16 protein-coding genes are annotated in these 17516 nt (G+C 71.9%); 12 read left to right on the forward strand and 4 right to left on the reverse strand.

What is annotated here, in order from left to right; genetic code table 11:
- Window positions 1–33 precede the first annotated feature (33 nt).
- The 5 genes from ACFVHI_RS21095 (at window position 34) to ACFVHI_RS21115 (ending at window position 6177) form a co-directional block, all read left to right on the forward strand.
- The gene (locus ACFVHI_RS21095) at window positions 34–1023 is read left to right on the forward strand and encodes an ornithine cyclodeaminase family protein (RefSeq protein WP_380341558.1); all 990 of its coding nucleotides are present in this window, start codon (window positions 34–36) and stop codon (window positions 1021–1023) included.
- On the forward strand, window positions 1014–2357 hold the full coding sequence (locus ACFVHI_RS21100) for a Y4yA family PLP-dependent enzyme (RefSeq protein WP_380341561.1): 1344 nt from the start codon (window positions 1014–1016) through the stop codon (window positions 2355–2357). Before ACFVHI_RS21095 ends, ACFVHI_RS21100 begins: the two co-directional genes overlap by 10 nt.
- A 38-nt stretch (window positions 2358–2395) precedes the next feature.
- Window positions 2396–3427, forward strand: coding sequence for a cysteine synthase family protein (locus ACFVHI_RS21105; RefSeq protein WP_380341564.1), 1032 nt, complete (start codon window positions 2396–2398; stop codon window positions 3425–3427).
- 52 nt (window positions 3428–3479) lie between these two features.
- Window positions 3480–4943, forward strand: coding sequence for an MATE family efflux transporter (locus ACFVHI_RS21110; protein ID WP_380341566.1), 1464 nt, complete (start codon window positions 3480–3482; stop codon window positions 4941–4943).
- Window positions 4944–5232: 289 nt separating this feature from the next.
- Entirely contained in the window at window positions 5233–6177 is a 945-nt protein-coding gene (locus tag ACFVHI_RS21115; protein ID WP_380341569.1) for a nitrilase-related carbon-nitrogen hydrolase, read from the forward strand.
- Window positions 6178–6308: 131 nt separating this feature from the next.
- On the opposite strand, the gene ACFVHI_RS21120 is transcribed toward ACFVHI_RS21115, so the two are convergent.
- Both ACFVHI_RS21120 and ACFVHI_RS21125 read right to left on the reverse strand, forming a co-directional pair.
- Window positions 6309–6908: a hypothetical protein gene (locus ACFVHI_RS21120; protein WP_380341572.1), complete on the reverse strand. Its 600-nt coding sequence runs from the start codon at window positions 6906–6908 to the stop codon at window positions 6309–6311.
- Between the two features lie 208 nt (window positions 6909–7116).
- Window positions 7117–7968, reverse strand: a complete 852-nt coding sequence (locus tag ACFVHI_RS21125; RefSeq protein WP_380341575.1) for a LysR family transcriptional regulator — start codon at window positions 7966–7968, stop codon at window positions 7117–7119.
- A gap of 94 nt (window positions 7969–8062) precedes the next feature.
- Between ACFVHI_RS21125 and ACFVHI_RS21130 the strand changes: the two genes are divergently transcribed.
- The 6 genes from ACFVHI_RS21130 (at window position 8063) to ACFVHI_RS21155 (ending at window position 13805) form a co-directional block, all read left to right on the forward strand.
- Window positions 8063–8794 carry an SDR family oxidoreductase gene (locus ACFVHI_RS21130; RefSeq protein ID WP_380341578.1) on the forward strand — a complete coding sequence of 244 codons (732 nt, stop codon included), beginning with the start codon at window positions 8063–8065 and terminating at the stop codon, window positions 8792–8794.
- Between the two features lie 185 nt (window positions 8795–8979).
- Window positions 8980–9249 carry a hypothetical protein gene (locus ACFVHI_RS21135; RefSeq protein ID WP_380341581.1) on the forward strand — a complete coding sequence of 90 codons (270 nt, stop codon included), beginning with the start codon at window positions 8980–8982 and terminating at the stop codon, window positions 9247–9249.
- Between the two features lie 443 nt (window positions 9250–9692).
- Window positions 9693–10406: a TNT domain-containing protein gene (locus ACFVHI_RS21140; protein WP_380341584.1), complete on the forward strand. Its 714-nt coding sequence runs from the start codon at window positions 9693–9695 to the stop codon at window positions 10404–10406.
- 283 nt (window positions 10407–10689) lie between these two features.
- Entirely contained in the window at window positions 10690–11592 is a 903-nt protein-coding gene (locus ACFVHI_RS21145) for a phosphotransferase family protein (protein WP_380341587.1), read from the forward strand.
- A 192-nt stretch (window positions 11593–11784) separates the two neighbouring features.
- Window positions 11785–12975 (forward strand): serine hydrolase domain-containing protein, encoded by a 1191-nt coding sequence (locus ACFVHI_RS21150; RefSeq protein ID WP_380341590.1) that lies wholly within the window; start codon window positions 11785–11787, stop codon window positions 12973–12975.
- A gap of 47 nt (window positions 12976–13022) precedes the next feature.
- The gene (locus ACFVHI_RS21155; protein ID WP_380341593.1) at window positions 13023–13805 is read left to right on the forward strand and encodes a MerR family transcriptional regulator; all 783 of its coding nucleotides are present in this window, start codon (window positions 13023–13025) and stop codon (window positions 13803–13805) included.
- Window positions 13806–13895: 90 nt separating this feature from the next.
- On the opposite strand, the gene ACFVHI_RS21160 is transcribed toward ACFVHI_RS21155, so the two are convergent.
- Both ACFVHI_RS21160 and ACFVHI_RS21165 read right to left on the reverse strand, forming a co-directional pair.
- Complete coding sequence (locus ACFVHI_RS21160; RefSeq protein WP_380341595.1) at window positions 13896–14618, reverse strand: GntR family transcriptional regulator; 723 nt, start codon at window positions 14616–14618, stop codon at window positions 13896–13898.
- Window positions 14619–14999: 381 nt separating this feature from the next.
- On the reverse strand, window positions 15000–16574 hold the full coding sequence (locus ACFVHI_RS21165; RefSeq protein ID WP_380341603.1) for an FAD-dependent monooxygenase: 1575 nt from the start codon (window positions 16572–16574) through the stop codon (window positions 15000–15002).
- A 128-nt stretch (window positions 16575–16702) separates the two neighbouring features.
- On the opposite strand from ACFVHI_RS21165, the gene ACFVHI_RS21170 reads away from it, so the two are divergent.
- The gene (locus ACFVHI_RS21170; RefSeq protein ID WP_380341598.1) at window positions 16703–17425 is read left to right on the forward strand and encodes a TetR/AcrR family transcriptional regulator; all 723 of its coding nucleotides are present in this window, start codon (window positions 16703–16705) and stop codon (window positions 17423–17425) included.
- Window positions 17426–17516: the final 91 nt, after the last annotated feature.

Genomic DNA, 17516 nt, shown 5'->3' on the forward strand with positions numbered 1-17516 from the left:
GATGCCACCTCACCCATCCGAAAGGGCACCCCCGTGGACCGCGACGACACCACCCTGCGCGTACTCTCCACCAGCGACCTCGCCGGCCTGGACATCACCCTGACCGACGTCGTCGACACCGTCGAACAGGCCTACCGCACCCTGGCCGCGGGCCAGTCCGACAACCCGCGCAAACTCACCGTCAAGCCCGCCGACGGACACTCCGTCTCCTACGCCATGCTCGGCCGCGACGGGGCGCGCAACGTCGTCGCCATCAAGACCTCGTACAAGCACGGCCTCGACAAGGGCCGCGAGGAGCAGCACTACTACACGACGCTGACCGTCTACGACGACGTCACCGGCCTACCGGTCGCCATGATGGACTGCTCGCGCATCGGCTCGCTCCGCACCCCGGCCGTCTCCGCCCTGCTGGCCCGCGAGTGCGCCTCCCCCGACGCCTCCACGGCGCTGGTGATCGGCACGGGCACGCAGGGCCGCCTCGCGCTGCCGTTCCTGCTCACCACACTGCCAAAGCTGGAACGGCTGCTGCTGGCCGGCACCCACCCCGACGGCATAGCCGCCGTCCGCCAGGAGCTGGAACGCCACTTCCCCGGCCGCGAGCTGGAGTTGGTCACCGACCTCAAGCGCGCCGCGCACGACGCGGACGTCATCGTCGCCACCGCCGGCGCTCACACCTCCGCCGCCGTCGAGGCCGACTGGCTGAAGCCCGGCGCGACCGCGATCCTCGTCGGCCACGGCCTCGCCCCGTCCACGCTGCACCGAGCCGACCGCATCATCGCCACCAGCGAGGCCCAGATGCGCGTCACCGGCACCGACATGGCCGACGCCGACGGCAACCTGCCCGCCGTCGACCTGGAGCTGCCCGCCGCCATCTCCGGCGTCTCCCAGGCCCGTACCGCACCCGGCCAGCGGATCTTCGCCTACAACAGCGGCCTGGTCGTCACCGACATCGCGCTGGGCCACCGCTTCGCCCAGCTCGCCGCCGACCAGAACCTCGGCACCGAGGTCGCGCTGTGGCGCTGACCCTTCCCGCCCACCCCGATCCCCTCCACGACAGGATCGCGGCCGGAGACCTCCTGCACGACCTCTCCCACGCCTTCGGCGGACCGTTCCACTTCGTGCTGCCCGAACGCTTCGACGCCAACCTCGCAGCCTTCCGGGCCGCGCTCGACGAAGCGGAGGTGGAGGGCACGGTGTACTTCGCGAAGAAGGCCAACAAGGCCGCCGCATTCGTCGAACGCTGCGCCCACGCGGGAGCCGGCGTGGACGTCGCCAGCCACGGCGAGCTGCGCGAAGCCCTCGGCCACGGTGTGCGCGGCGAGGACCTCGTCGTCACCGGGCCCGCCAAAGCCGAACCGCTGCTGCGCGTCGCGGCCCTCCAAGGCGCACTGATAGCCGTCGACTCCCTCGACGAACTGAGCCGCATCCTGCACCTGGACGTCCCCCGGCCCGTCCGCATCCTGCTGCGCCGCTTCCCACCCACCCGAACCGGGAGCCGCTTCGGCCTCACCGACGACCAGCTCGACACCGCGCTGCTGCGCTGCGCCACGGCGAAGGAGCGGGTCCGGATGGAAGGCTTCAGCTTCCACCTGTCCGGCTACGACGTGCAGCCCCGCGCCGACCTCGCCGGAGAACTCGTCGAACTCTGCCTCAAGGCACGGCTCCTGGGGCTGCAGGCCGACCGGATCAGCATCGGCGGCGGCTTCGCCGTCGACTACGTGCCCGCCGAGGCCTGGCACGCCTTCCTCGCCGAACAGGGCCCCGACGACTACCACGCCCGCAAGTCCTTCAGCACGGACGACTTCTACCCCTACCACTCGCCCGTCGCCGGGGCCGACGCCCTGCGGGCCGTCCTCTCCGCCCGCCCCCACGGCACGGGTGAGCCGCTGGCCGGGCGGCTGCGGGAGGCGGGCGTGATGCTGCTGCTGGAACCCGGACGCGCCCTGCTGGCCGGGGCCGGCTCCTCGGTGTTCGCCGTCCAGGGCGTCAAGGACCGCCCCGGGTACGGGATCGTCACCGTCGACGGCAGCAGCCTGAGCCTGTCCGAGCAGTGGTTCAACAGCGAGTACCTGCCCGACCCCCTGCTCCTCACCCCGCACCCCGACCAGGACGCCGCGGAGTACCGGGCGTGCGTGGGCGGGGCCAGCTGCCTCGACTCCGACCTGCTCACCTGGCGCAAGATCGCCTTCCCCCGCCGCCCCCGGGTCGGCGACCTGCTCGTCTATCCCAACACCGCCGGCTACCAGATGGACTCGAACGAGTCCCCCTTCCACGACCTCCCCCTGCCGGCCAAGGTCGTCATCCACCACGAGAACGGCCGGCTGCGCTGGCGTCTCGACCGCCGCCCGGCCCTGTGACCCGACACCGCCCCGCTCCCGAGAAAGCACCCCTCGCCATGACCGACGCCCTCCACCGCCCCCCGGTGGTCACCCGGATGACCGACCTCATCGGCTACACCCCGCTGTTCGAGCTCGCCCGCGCCGACAACGGCGCCCGCCTCCTGCTGAAGCTGGAGATGTTCAACCCCACCGGCAGCGCCAAGATCCGCATGGCCCGGCAGATGGTCCTCGACGCCGAGGAGCGCGGCCTGCTGCGCGAGGGCGGCCACATCATCGAGTCCACCTCCGGCAACACCGGCCTCGGGCTGGCCGTCGTCGCCGCCGAGCGCGGCCACCGCTTCACCGCCGTCGTCGACAACCACGCCGCCGCCGACAAGCTGCGCGGCATGAAGGCGATGGGCACCGAGCTCGTGTACGTCGACGCCGACACCGACGGCGAGGAGCTCCACACCGCCGCCCGCGAGGAACTGGCCGAGGAGATGGCCCGCGGCAAGGACAACACGTTCTTCACCGAGCAGCACAACAACCCCAGCAACGCGGTGGGTTACTTCGCGGTCGGCCGGGAGATCGCCCAGGCCCTCGACAACCGGGTCGACGTGCTGATCGGCGCGGTCGGCACCGGCGGCGGCCTGTGCGGCACCGCCCGCGAGCTCAAGAAGTACGTGCCCGGTGTCTCGGTCGTCGGTGTCGAGCCGAAGGGCTCCATCGCCTTCGGCCCGCCCGCCCACGACTACTACCAGTCCGGCACCGGCACCCCCGAAGGCGCCACCATCGGCCTGCTCGTCGACTACGACCTCATCGACGAGGGCGTCAAGGTCGGCGACGTCGAGGCCTTCGCCACCGCCCGCGTCGTCGCCCGCCGCACCGGCCTGCTCATCGGCGGCTCCGCCGGCGGCGTCGTCCACGACGCCCTGGCCCGCCTGACGGCCCTTCCGCCGGACGCCGTCATGGTCGCGTTCATCAACGACGGCGGCGAGAAGTACATGGATACCGTCTTCAACGACGACTGGATGACCGACCGCAACCTCATCGACGAGGCCGTCGAGGCCGAGATCGACGAGTCGCTCGCCAAACTCCGCAGGCCCTGACATCCAGAGACGTGACATCCAGAGACGTGACATTGAGAGACTGACACCCACCATGCAGCAGCTGACCACCCTGGCGCGCGACAGCCGCGCCCTCACCGCCCTCGCCGTCCCGCTCGCCCTCACCCAGCTCGCCCAGGTCGCCCTCACCACCACCGACACGATCATGATGGGCGTCCTGGGCACCGAGGCGCTGGCCGCCGGCGGCCTCGCCCTGGTGATCTTCAACCAGCTCCGCACCATGGGCGTCGGGCTGGTCACCTCCGTCGGCAACCAGGTGGCGGCGGCAGCGGCCCGCGCCGAGCGCGGCGCCGAGGAGACCGGGGCCAAGGAGACCGGGGCCAAGGAGACCGGGGCCGCCAGCGAACCGGCCACCGGCGCCGACCACGAGGTCCGGGGCCTGGTGCGGGCCGCGATGGCCGTCGCCACCCTCGCCGGGCTGGCCGGCGCCGTCCTGATGGTCCTCATCGGCCAGGCCGCCACCTGGCTCGGCCAGGACGCCACCGTCGCCCACCGCGCCCAGGGCATGCTCGCCGCCCTCGCCCCCGGCCTCGTGCCCTGCCTCTGGTTCCAGGCCGTCCGCCAGTTCACCGTCGGCATGCGCCGCCCCCAGGCCCTGCTGCAGATCACCCTCGCCTCCGTCGCCGTCAACGCCGCCCTCAACTGGGCCTTCATCCACGGCACCTGGGGCCTGCCCCGGCTCGGCCTCACCGGTATCGGCGTCGCCACCAGCAGCGTTTACCTACTGTCCTTCCTCGCCCTCTACGCCTCCGCCCGCCGCGACCCGCACCTCGCCCCCCTGCTCAGCCTCGACTTCTGGCGCGCCGATCCGGCAACCGTCCGCCGCCTGCTCGGCCTGGGCACCCCCATCGCGGCCACCTACGGCTCCGAGGCCGGGTTCTTCTCCGTCACCGCCCTGCTCGCCGGCAGCTTCGGCCCGGCGGCGCTCGCCGCCCACACCGCGGTCAACCAGCTCGTCTACATCGTCTTCCAGGTCGCCGTCGGCCTCTCCCACGCGGCCTCCATCAACGTCAGCCGCGAACTCGCCCTCGGCGAGCACGCGGCCGCCCGCCGGATCAAGAACACCGCACTCGCCTGCGGCGCCGCCGTCACCACCCTCGTCGGCATCGTCTACCTCACCGTCCCGGACCTCGTCCTGCGCCCCTACTTCGACCCGGACTCGCCCGCCGACCAGCAGGGTCTGACCATCGCGACCAGCCTCCTCGTCATGGTCGCCGTCCTGCAACTCTTCGACTGCGCCCAGAACATCGGCGTCGGACTGCTACGCGGCCTCGACGACACCAAGAGCGGCTTCCGCATCACCCTCATCGGCTACTGGGCCGTCGGCCTGCCCTCCGCCTGGCTCCTCGCCTACCCCCTCGGCGGCGACATCCGCGGCCTCTGGTTCGGGCTGCTCATCGGCCTCGCCACCACCGCCGCCCTCCTCCTGCGCCGCTACAGCCGCTCCCTCGCCGCGAAGGCCGCCGCGGCGCCCGCAGCCGTCTCCGCCGGAGCCTGACCGCCCGCCCGCCGGAGGTGCCGGGGCAAGGCCCCCACCCCGCCCTCCGGCGGCACGTGTCGTTCTTTCGCAGGCCCCCACCCCTTGCCGGAACGTTCCGGCATGGCTAGATTCTTCACCACGCCAGCAAAGCTGACTGAACTTTCAGTTATGCCGCAGGGTCGCGCCAGCACCAGAGAACAGAAGGAACACCCATGACCACGTCCACCACCACCGGCCGCACGGCCGCCGGGGGCCCCGCCTCCCGCACCTGCCGGACGTCCCGCCGGCAGACGAGGACGGTCCGCCCGTGACCTCGTACGCCGTCCTCACCTCCTTCGGCTCTCCGCTCGGCTCCCCCGGCCGCACCAGGCCGGCCGAACGCACGCCACTGCGCGTCGGGCTCGTGCAGATGCGCTGGTACGCCGACCCGGCCGAGCACGACGACCGGCTGCGCGAGGGCGTGGCACTCGCCGCCGCGCAGGGCGCGACGATGGTGTGCCTGCCCGAGCTGACCCGCAGCCCCTACTTCTGCAACACCGACGACCCGATGGCGGAGGGCGCCGCCCGCTACCTGGAGGACGTCGAAACCGGGCCCACCGCCAGCCTCGCCGCCGAACTCGCCGCGGAACTGGGCATCAGCGTCCACGCCTCCCTGTACGAGCGCGCCGAGGACGGCGGCCTCGGCTACAACACGGCCATCTGCGTGGACCGCGACGGCACCCTCGTCGCCCGGACGCGGAAGAACCACATCCCGGCCTTCCCCGGCTACCGCGAGGACCTGTGCTTCCGCCCCGGCGACAGCGGGTTCCCCGTCCTGACCCACCAGGGCGCCGCCTTCGGCTTCCCCACCTGCTGGGACGAGTGGTTCCCCGAACTCGCCCGCGCCTACGCGCTCGGCGGCGCCGAAGTCCTCGTCCACCCCACCGCCATCGGCTCCGAGGTGGACCTCCCGGACTTCGACACCCGGCCCATGTGGGAGCACGCCATCAGCGCCAACGGCCTCGCCAACGCGCTGTTCATGATCGTGCCCAACCGGATCGGGACGGAGGGCCGGTCCACCTTCTACGGCTCGTCGTTCATCTCCGACCCGTACGGCCGGATCCTGCTCCGCGCCCCGCGCGACCGGCCCGCCGTCCTGGTCGCCGACCTCGACCTCGACCAGTGCCGGGACTGGCGGGAGTTCGGCCTCCTGCGCACCCGCCGCCCCGAGCTGTACACCCCGCTGACCGCGACGAACCGCACCGACGCCTGACCGGACGCCCCGGCGCACCCCCGCCGGGGCGTCCCGCCGCCCCTTTCGCCCCGTCGGGCGCCGGATGCACGCCGGGGCCGGCGCCAACTACCGTATCCAGTAACGCAGTTGACGCACTCGCCGCGCCGGCCTCAGCCGGTGGCCGTCGGAGTGGGCGAAGCCGCGCCGGTGGGCGGGGCCTGGCAGGACAGGACGACCATCACACTCACACCCTGGCCGGGCTTCGACGCACCCGCCGAAACGGTGTAGCCGTCGGGCTCGTGGACGGCATCGAACTCCCAGGTGGGCGCGGTGGACTGAGCGTCCGAACCGGACGCCAACGAGGTGATCTTGAAGCCCTCGCCGGCGAGCTTCTCCCGCAGCGCCCGCAGCACCTCGGGGCGCTTGTCGTCCTCGGCCTTCAACAGGACCCCCGAGCTGAGCTGGTAGGCCTCGCCCTCATCGGCCACACCCAACCCCCGCCCCTGGCACCTGTAGTAGCCGACGAGCTTGCTCCACGGATCGCGCTCAAGGCCCGTCAGCTCGCGCACGTGGTCCTGGACCCGATCCGTCCGGGCCAGCGCCTCCTCCCGGGACTCGACACGTGTGGGCGCGCTCGGTGTTCCCGATCCTCCGCCCGGCGACCCCACGGACGAGCACGAGCCGAGCACCAGGGTGCCCGACACCATCACCACGGCCGCGCAGGCCGCCCGTGCGGCCGCCCCGGACGGCACGGCCGTCGATCTCTTCAACAAGTGCAGTACTCTCCCCCGCTGACAGGTGTGCGTTGTGCCATCCGGATGCTACGGCACCACCGGGGAGGCTCCGCAGGTGGCGCCGAAGCGTGACAGCTGACACCAAGGCGCGCGCGTACCGATGGACCCGAGGGACCCGGGGAGCCACCTGACGAGCACGATGAACCGGGCCACCACAGGTGGAACCCGGCCGGACATGTGGGAACTACGGGAGACGTGTCGCCGTCCGGACGAGGTCGGCGACGGCCCTGGACCGACTGTGCGGTGGCCAGGCGATCACCGTGGTGACTTTCGGCGCGTCCAGCACTGGCACGGCGGCGAGGCCACCGTGCAGTTGGGCTCGGCACGACTCCGGTGAGACCGCGCAAGCCCGGCCGAGCGCGACGAGCTGCAACAACTGTGCGTGGTCGCGGACTTGGGGGCCGGGGCCGGGTGCGTAGGTGCCGTCGGGGTTGGGCCAGCGCGGCAGCGGCAGGCCCGGCAGCCCGGTGATGTCGGCCATGTGTACGTGGTCCCGGACGGTGAGCGGATGCCCGGCCGGCAGGACCGCCACCTGGCCCTCCGTGCTGAGCGCCTCGGCGTGTAGCCCGGCCGTCGAGTCGAACGGCCGGTGCAGCAGCGCCACGTCGGCCCGGCCCTCGCGCAGAAGTCGTCCCTGCTCGGCCGGGCCGCACAGGATGACGTCGACGGGGACCGAGCCGGGTTCGGCGGCGTATGCGTCGAGCAGTTCCGCCAGCAGTTCGCTGGACGCGCTGGCCTTCGTGACCAGGACCAGGCCGGGGCCGCCGGTGGGGGAAGCGGCGGCGCGGCGGGTCCGACGCTCGGCGGCGTCGACCGCCTCCAGGACCGCCCGGCCCTCGACCAGCAGCACCGAGCCGGCCTCGGTCAGCGTGACGGTGCGGCTGGTCCGGTCCAGCAGCGCTGCCCCGAGCCGGCGTTCGAGCTGCTGGATCGCCCGTGACAGCGGCGGTTGCGCGATCCCGAGGCGCTGCGCGGCGCGCCCGAAGTGCAGCTCTTCGGCGACGGCGACGAAGTAGCGCAGTTCCCGGGTCTCCATCCGGCCACGGTACTCCGGATCAATACCCAGACGGTATCGATGCCCACCCGATCGGTCTTGGACCCCCACCGGGGGCCGAGGGCAGCATGGCCCCATGAGCGAACGAACGATTGCGCTGGTCACCGGCGCGAACAAGGGAATCGGCTACGAGATCGCCGCGGGCCTGGGCGCCCTCGGCTGGAGCGTCGGTGTCGGCGCCCGCGACGACCAGCGCCGCGAGGCCGCGGTGGAGAGGCTGCGCGCGGCTGGCGTCGACGCGTTCGGCGTACCGCTGGACGTGACCGACGACGCGAGCGCGACCGCCGCCGCCCGGCTGATCGAGGAACGGGCCGGGCGCCTCGACGTGCTCGTCAACAACGCCGGCATCGCCGGCGGCATGCCGCAGGAGCCCACCCGGGTCGACCCCGCCACCATCCGCACGGTCGTGGAGACCAACGTGATCGGCGTCATCCGCGTCACCAACGCGATGATGCCGCTGCTGCGCCGCTCCGCCTCACCGCGGATCGTGAACATGTCCAGCAGCGTCGGCTCCCTCACCCGGCAGTCAGGAGCCGCAGCCGAGCAGACGGCGGGTCCGGTGGCCGTGGCGTACGCGCCGTCGAAGACGTTCCTGAACGCCGTCACCCTCCAGTACGCCCGGGAGCTGAGCGGCACGAACATCCTGATCAACGCCGGCTGCCCCGGCTACGTCGCGACCGACCTCAACGGCTTCCACGGCGTGCGCACCCCCGAACAGGGCGCGGCGATCGCCATCAAGCTCGCGACCCTGCCCGACGACGGCCCCACCGGCCAGTTCTTCGACGACGCCGGCGTAGTGCCCTGGTGATGCGCACGGCGGCCATCACCCCCCGGGGCGAGGCCGCCTCTCGCCCGCGTGTCTCGAACAGGTTCACCGACTACGGCGACCGTCCCATCTCAGGCGATCTGCTCCTGGTCTCAACTGACCCGGTCCGATTCGCTCGCCCTCTCAGTCGGCCCGGGCCGGGCTGGTGGTGGATTGTGGTCGATACTGTGGTTCTCGACGAGGAGGGACAGTTGACGCTGGGGAAGAAGGGTTCGCGTCTTATCACCGTCGACGGTGTGGTGTACCGGTGGCGGGTGATCGGTGGCATCCGTTGCTGTGTCCCGTGCAGCAACGGCATGTCCCGTTTCGCGGTACAACGGGTCGGCCAGAGGGGCGCGGTGCTCCTGGCGGCCACGCCGGCGTTCCCCGTCGTGCCGTCCATCGTCGAGGCGGAAGTTCGCGCCGCGCTCGGTCAAGGATGGCAATCCACGATGTAGGGCCCGCCTTCCCCCCGGGGGGCTGGTACAGGGCCGAGGTGAGAGCCTCGGTCTTCGGTATCGGATCGGCCATCGGCACGTGACAGCTACCGCGCTCCGGCACATCCGCATCCGAACAAGCCCGCCGCCACATCGGGGGCGGCCCTCCGGTCGCCGAATCCGCTGGCCGGAGCCAGCGCCGACGGCCCAGCACGGGCGGCCACCCGGGGTGGGGCAGTACTCCGCGTGACGTCTCCGCGGGACGGGTTCGGTTCCCGCGAGCCGAGTGACCGTCAGCGGCCTCGGCCGAACGGGTGGGCACCAGCGGCGCCGGAGGCCTTGTGCGCACACGAAGGCAAATCGCCGTGCGTAACTGTGCGCGGGTCCAGCGGACACACGGTCCGCCGTACGAGCCGATGGCCGCAGCCCTCCCCGCCCCGCCCCCCGAACGGAGTCGCCCACCCATGCGCACCCCCGCTCTCGCCGCCCTCTCGCTGGCGCTCGCCCTACCCCTGACGGGGTTGGCCGCCACCGGCACCGCCGCCGCCCAGTCCTCCGCCTCCCGAGGGGTGCCGATCACGGAGTGCGCGGGCGTCCCCAAGGTCCGCGACGCCGGCGCCGAGGACTACCTCTGCACCCGGAAGGAACTCGGCCCGGTCACCCTGCCGACGGACTCCGTGGTGACCAAGCTGCTGGCGGGCTACGACCGGCTGGGCGGAGTGACGCCGGTGCGCTTCCTGGACTGGTACCGGGACTGGAGGGGGTGGAAGTACCCGGACAACAACGGCTTCACCGACAACAACGGCACCCTCGACATGGCCGTACAGAGCATGACGGAGCACCAGAAGCTGGACCGCTTCGGGAACAGCGCCTACGGCTCGTTCCTCGCCCCCGGCGGCACGCCGTTCCCCCAGCGCGCCCTTCCCCCGGACTCCCTCAACGGAGGCGAGGACAACTACCACTGCTTCGAGGTACAGAAGCCGTTCCAGGTCCAGCAGGGGCACATCGCAGGCGCGTTCTCCCAGCCGGGCAACGGACTCCAGCAATGGCTCGACCCGACCCTGAAGCCGGGCGACATCCCGGGCACGTACGACGTCGCCTCCCTCATCACCGCCGGGTACCTGACCGAACACGTCGCCGACAAGGACTTCTGCCTGACGGGCAACAACGCCGCCTGACACCCACCCGGTCAGACCGGGCTGCGCACGGTCGGCCACCGACACCCGCCCCGCCCGGCAACGCGCCCGGCGGGGCCGGCGCAGCAGTCGGCACGGGTCTGTGACCTGCGGCGACACCGGGACGGTCCGGCCTTCGGCACTCCCGCTCCGATCGCCGCCGCCTCTCGCCCGGCGTGCGGGTTGAGCACCCTCCGCAGCACCTCCGCACCATGGCGCGGGAAAGTCCGGTGCATCGATGACTGCCGGCCCCTAGCATGCGTGGGTGAACCTTTCGCATCTCGGCGTGCCGATCGGGCCGATGATCCGCGTCCACGGTGGGTTCGCCAACCGGACGTACCGGCTCGACACCGACCAAGGGTCGTTCGCGGTGAAGGAGTTGAACCTCGTCGACCGCCGCTGGACCTATCGCGTCGAGGACGTGTTCAGGTTTGAGCGGGCGGCCTTCGCCGCCGGCATCCCGATGCCGGAGCCGATCTCGGCCGGCCACCACGCGCTCGTGCACCGATGGGTCGAGGGAGAGAAGATGCCGGAAGCACCGGTGCCGGCGGCGTACGCGTTCGAGATCGGTGAGATCCTCGCGCGCATCCACGCGCTCGAAGTCTCGTGGACCCATGTGCCGATCGAGGAACCGACGTCACGGGACTGGCCCGAGCTCGCCGCGCGGGCAGCGGCGACCGGACAGCCGTGGGCCGACGAACTCGCCTCTCGCGTCGAGACGTTCCTCGCGATCGCCCACTTCGTCGACACCTGCGAACGGCCGGGCCCCGTCGTGCTGACCCACAAGGACATCCACCCGTGGAACCTGCTCGCTCGGGAGGGTCGGCCGGTGGTGCTCGACTGGGAGCTCTCGGGAATGCTCGACCTGTCCGGTGAGCTCGGCTCGACCGCGCTGAGCCTCGCGAAGGGGCCCGGCTTCGACCACATCGAGCCCGCCGTCTTCCGCTCGGTCCTCGACGGCTATGTCGCGGGGGGCGGAGCGCTGCCGCCGTCAGGTCCGAGCTGGTTCGCGTTCATGATCGGCGGCTGGCTGGGGCACACGAGGTGGAACATCCTCCGGTGCCTCGCCGGTGTCGAGGCGAGCACCGGCCCTGACCTCGCGCTGTCACACGAGTCCGTGCGCAACGGCTTGCGCGGCCTCCCCGACCTGTTCGGCCGACTTCCGGAGTTCGAGGCGCTGCTCGTGTGACAGTGACCCGCACCTGTGCCCGGTATGCGGCGCAAGGCGCGCCGGACGCGACGCGGGCGGCGACACGGACGACCGAGCCCCCGCCCGCCTGTGAGCCAGATCACCGTTGAGGTTGACCCTGGGTCAGGGCTCAAGCTCCTCGCAACGGCGCGACGCCGACCGGGCGTCACCGATGCGAAGGAGCACACCACCATGTCACTCCCCCTTTCCGGCCCTTCCGACCAGGACGAGAGCACCCTGCGGACCGTCGCCCTCGGCGCCCCCGGGCAGGACCGCCCGGAGCTGCAGAAGGCGATCGAGGAGATCGTCGACTCCGGTTTCACCGGGGTGTCGCTGCGCGTGCACGACGAGCGGGGCGCGTGGACCGGCAGCGCCGGGGCGGCCGAACTGGGCGGGGCCGCGAAGCCGCCGACGGACGGGCACGTCCGGATCGGCAGCAATACCAAGACCTTCACCGCGACCCTGGTACTGCAACTGGTGGCCGAGGGCAAGGTCGGGCTGGACACCCCGGCGGCGCACTACCTGCCCGAGTTCGGGCTGGACGGGCGGATCACGGTGCGGATGCTGCTGCAGCACACCAGCGGGGTGTTCAACCACACCGGCGAGGTCTACGCCGACGGGACGGTCGCGCCAGGCATCCCCATCCCCTACGGCCCCACGGGCAGGGAGTGGATGGACAACCGGTTCAAGACCTACCGGCCGCAGGAGCTGGTACGGCTGGCGCTGTCCAGGCCGGCCCGGTTCGAGCCGGGGGCGGGCTGGAGCTACTCCAACACCAACTACGTGCTGGCCCGGCTGCTGATCGAGAAGGTCACCGGCCGCCCGCTCGCCGAGGAGATGCGGCGGCTGATCCTGGGGCCGCTCGGGCTGTCGGGCACCGTGCTGCCGGGCGCCTCGCCGGAGATCCCCGAGCCGCACGCCCACGCCTACTACCGGTACGAGGACGCCGGCGAGCGGAGGACGATCGACATCACCGGCCAGAACCCCTCCTGGATCTCCAGCGGCGGCGACATGATCTCCACCACCCGGGACCTCCACACGTTCATCTCCGCACTGCTGGGCGGCAGGCTCCTGCCGGCCCCGCTGCTGGCGCAGATGTGCACCCCGCACCCGACGGGCATCCCGAACATGGACTACGGCCTGGGCGTGTTCGTGGTGACGACGGACGGCGGCGCCACCGTCGTCTCCCACAACGGCGCCGCCGTGGGCCACGCGGCGCTGATGTACAGCACGCCCGACGGCAGCAGGACCCTGACCGCCGCGCTGAACTGCGTGGACGACGCCGACCTGTCCATCGGCGGGGCGTTCCAGCAGGCGATGCACAGGCTCGTCGACGAGGTGTTCTGCGGCGGGCCGGCCGATCCGGCCCGGCCGACGGACTGATGTGGTGTGCGGAGCCACCGAGTTCGCGTACGAGGCAGGATTGGCGGATGAACGGAGTCACGATCGGGCAGGCGGCGGCATTCGTCGGCATCACGGTGAAGACGGTGCGGCACTACCACAAGCTCGGCCTGGCCGAGGAGCCGGAACGCGACAGCTCCGGATACCGGCGGTACGGATCGGCCGACCTGTTGCGGCTGGTACAGATCCGGACGCTGGCCGCCGCCGGGGTGCCGCTGGCCGAGACCGGGCCCCTGCTCGACGCCGACGCTGCGCTGTTCACCGCCAAGCTCGCCGACGTCGAACGTCAACTCACCGAGCGGATCGAGGAGTTGACCGCGCGGCGCGACACCCTGCACCGGCTCGCCGACGGCGACCGGGCGCTGCTGCCCGACCGCGCCGTGGCACTGCTGGAGCGGATGGCCGACCTCGGCTTCACCCCGGACGAGGCGGCGGCCACCAGGGAGGGCTGGGTGCTGGCCAGGGCCCTGGTCCCGGAAGGCTTCGACGACTACCTCACCCATGTCGAACACGCCCTGCTGGACAGCCGGTTCGTCGCCTTGCTCAAGCGCGGCGCCGAAGCCGCGACCTGGGAGCCGGACGACCCGCGCATCGCCGAACTCGCGACCGCCGCGGCCGACCACTTCCTCGCCAACCCCGCCCAGCTGAAGATCGTGACCGGCCTCCAAGCCCGCACCGAAGCCGCGACCCGGTACCAGCTGATCGCCCACCACGGCGAAGAACAGGGATCGGCCGAGGCCCGGCTGGTCGCGCTGGTCGAGACCAAGCTCCGCTCCGCCAGCGTCCGCATCCCCAGGCCGGACTCCCCCTGACCGAGACGGGACCGATCATTCGAGGAAGCCGCCCCGGCCTACGGGGCCGGGGCGGCTTGTGCGTTTGTCGGTGGCGCAGGTGTCGGGGGCTCAGGCGCCGTACTCGTAGCCGACCGTGACCCGGGTCGGGACGACCCAGAGGCCGAACTCGATCACGCCCTCGTCGTCCGACCAGCGATGCACCCCGCCCAGGACCGGGGACCCCACGCGAAGACCCAGGGCCGATGCCTCTCGGGCATCGCACTCCCGGGCATGCATGTCATCCCGGGCATGCGTGATCGTCCGGCCGGAAGCGTCGAGCACTTTCGCAGTGAGACCCGCGTTCTTGCCGGGCGCCGTCGAGAGCAGGTCCGGCACCAGCGCGGCGAAGTGCGCCGGGTACCAGACGACCGCCAGCATGGTCCGGCTCCGGCCCCGGCCCGCGATGTACTCGCGCCTGACCAGCTGATCGCCGGGATCAAGGTTGAAGATGTCCTGCACGTACAACGGGGGCACCACCAGCTCGGCGGCCGTGACCCGGCTGGTTTCGCCCTCCATCAGGCTGGACCTGAGCCGCTGGACCGTGGTCAACCGGTCCCGCCCCGTCGCGGTCGACGTCACCTCGTCCGCGACGAACGTGCCACGCGGACTCGTCCTGATGAGCCCTTCCACCATCAGCTGGTTCAAGGCCCTGCTGACGGTTGCCGCTGCGACGTTCCACCGCTGGCACATCTCCCTGTTGGTCGGGAGTTTCTCGCCTGGAACGAGTTCGCCGGTGAGTATCGCCTGCCGGTAGTGATCGGCGATCGCGGTGAACGTCTTGGAGCTGGCCATGCGCTACTCCTCGGTCGAGGTGATAGTCACTCAGGAGCACACTAGTGCACCGACGTTGAAGCCGACAGCACTTCTCCTCGCTCTACCTTCTGACCTAGGACACAGGTTGAGTGCTCTAGGGAGTTCGCAGTGGCGGTTCGCAAGAGGTCTCGCGCGTCAAGGACCTTACGGACTCAGGCATCGAACGTTTCCAGATCTCCCGGACCGTCTTCAGGGCGGGGGGTCCGGCGGTTCACGGTGTCCTCGTCGGCGCTCTCGGGCGTTGCTTCATCGGGCTCCTTTCGCGGCCGAGTTCGGCCCGATCGCCGCCGACGCGCCAACCGGGGCATCGGGCGTCCGTGCAGCCGTCCCGATTCCGGGGGCGGTCGGAGGGCTCGAAGTTCAGCGCACTGGCTTGGGGGCGGGTGAGGGGGACGGGGCGCCCGCCCAGCGGTGCAGGGCGGCTTCGAGGCCGGCGGCAGCGTCGGCGGCGGTGTCGGTGGTGTCGCAGGCCCAGGCGACCACTCCGTCCGGGCGGACGAGGACTGCGGTCGGTGTCGCACTGTCGTCGGTCACAGCGGTCACCGCGGTCACCCGCCCGGGCCAGTCCGAGGCGAGGCGGGTGAACGCGCCGTCCGCCGTGCGGTCGAGCAGCAGGAACCCGCCGCCGTGGCCGTGGTCGACCAGCCGGGAGCCGTCCCCCAGCCACAGGTCGGGGACGTACCGCCCGACCAGCGGGTGGTCGCCGGGCAGGTCGATGCGCTGCGTCACCCCGGAGATCTTCTTCACCGCGTGGGTCGCGCCCGCCCCGGTGCCCAGCAGGTCTGCGACGACCTCCCGGAGCGCGGCCGACTTGGCGTCCCCGCGCATCACCCCGATCTGGGCCCGCGTCCAGTCCAGCACCCAGGCGCCGAGGGGGCGGCGCTCGGCGTCGTAGGTGTCGAGCAGCCCTTCGGGCGCCCACCCGGCGACCACGGCGCCGAGCTTCCAGCCGAGGTTCATCGCGTCGCCGACCCCGAGGTTGAGCCCCTGGCCGCCGAACGGCGAGTGCACGTGCGCGGCGTCGCCGGCCAGGAGCACCCGCCCCGAGCGGTAGGCCGCGGCCTGGCGGGCGTTGTCGCTCCAGCGGGTCGCGGGGCCGCGCAGCGCGGTGAGGGTGACGTCGGTGCCCGAGACCCGGCGCAGGCTGCTCTGCACCTCCTCAAGGGTGACCGGCGCGGAGCGGTCGGCGGGGCCGCCGTCGAACTCCACGGTGACCACCCGCCCGGGCTGCGGCCCGTAACGGTAGGCGCCCTTGGTCGACCACGCCCATCCGTCCGCGAGCATCGTGGGGTCGGCGATGTCGACGACCGCCAGGTGTCCGGTGAGTTCGGGGTCGGTGCCGGGGAAGCCGATGCCCGCGAGGCGGCGCACGGTGCTGCGCCCGCCGTCGCACCCGACCAGCCATCCGGTGCGCACCGTGCCGGCGGTGGTGGTGACGAGCACGCCGTCGCCGGTGTCTTCGAGCGCGGTGACCTCCACCCCGCGACGCACCGCCACGCCCAGGCGCGCGACCTGGCCGGCCAGCAGTGCCTCCAGCTCGCGCTGCGGCACCATCCGCGCTCCGTCGACGGCGGTGTGCGCGGCGAGGTCGGCGTCGGACCAGTCCACGAGGTCGGCGTCGAGGACCATCCCGGCGAAGTGCCCGGTGAAGCGGGGTGCGCGCGCCGGCCGGCCGCCGCCGGGCGGCTGGTCGACCGCGCGGGCGAACGACCCGACCCGTTCGAGCTGCTCCCGCTGCACCTGTTCGGCGGCCGGCAGCAGGCCGCGGCGGTCGAGCGCCTCGGCCGTCGGGACGTTGACCGCCCCCGCCTTCATCGACCGGTCCGGCTCGGCGAGCCGTTCGAGCACCTGCACCGTCGCCCCGGAGAGCGCCAGCTCGGCGGCGAGCACGAGGCCCACCGGCCCGGCGCCGACCACGGTCACGTCCACGTCCATGTCCACGTCCACGTCCATTTCCCGCTGCACGTCCCGGCTCACGGCCTGGTTCGAATCCTGGTTCACATTCGTAGTCACGAACAGTGTTCTATAAACGAACGGCGTTCGTGTCAAGCTATGATGGTCCGGTGAACCCGAGAGAGCGACGCGCGGCACGCCACCAGCCGCCGAACCCCGACGCCGAGACCGACCCCAGGCCGCGGCGCCGCAAGGCCCCCATCACCGTGGACCAGGTCATCGACACCGCGCTGGACGTCATCGCCACCGAGGGCTACGAGGCACTGACCATGCGCCGCCTCGCCGGCGCCCTCGACACCGGACCCGCCTCGCTCTACGCCCACGTCGTCAACAAGGCCGACCTCGACGAGCTGCTCATCGGACGGCTGTGCGCCGCGCTCGCCCTGCCCGAGCCCGACCCCACGGCCTGGCGGGACCAGATCCGCGGCGTCTGCACCCAGATCCGCGACCAGTACCTGGACTACCCCGGGATCTCCCGCGCCGCGCTCGCCATGGCCCCCACCGACCTCGAAACCATGCGCGTCAGCGAAGGGATGCTGGCGATCCTGCTCGCCGGCGGCGTCGCCCCACAGGCCGCCGCCTGGGCCGTCGACGCGCTCCTGCTGTACGTGGCCGCCTACTGCCTCGAAGCCTCGATCGTGCGCCAGCGAGCGGCACACGACGACGACGCGTGGGTCCTCGACCGCGACGAACTGCTGCGCCGCCTCACCGCCCTGCCCGCCGTGGCCTTCCCCCACACCACCCGCCACGCCGCCGAAATCACCGCCGGCACGGGCCACGACCGCTTCGACTTCACCGTCTCCCTGATGATCGACGGCCTCGCCCGCCGCTAGTACTGCAACGGTGCTTACCGTGACGGTTGTCGGGTTAGCTCGTTGAGCTGTTCATGGATGGGGACATATCCGAGGTCGATGCTCGTCGCTG

Source organism: Kitasatospora sp. NPDC127121 (assembly GCF_042677305.1).
Taxonomy (GTDB): Bacteria; Actinomycetota; Actinomycetes; order Streptomycetales; family Streptomycetaceae; genus Kitasatospora.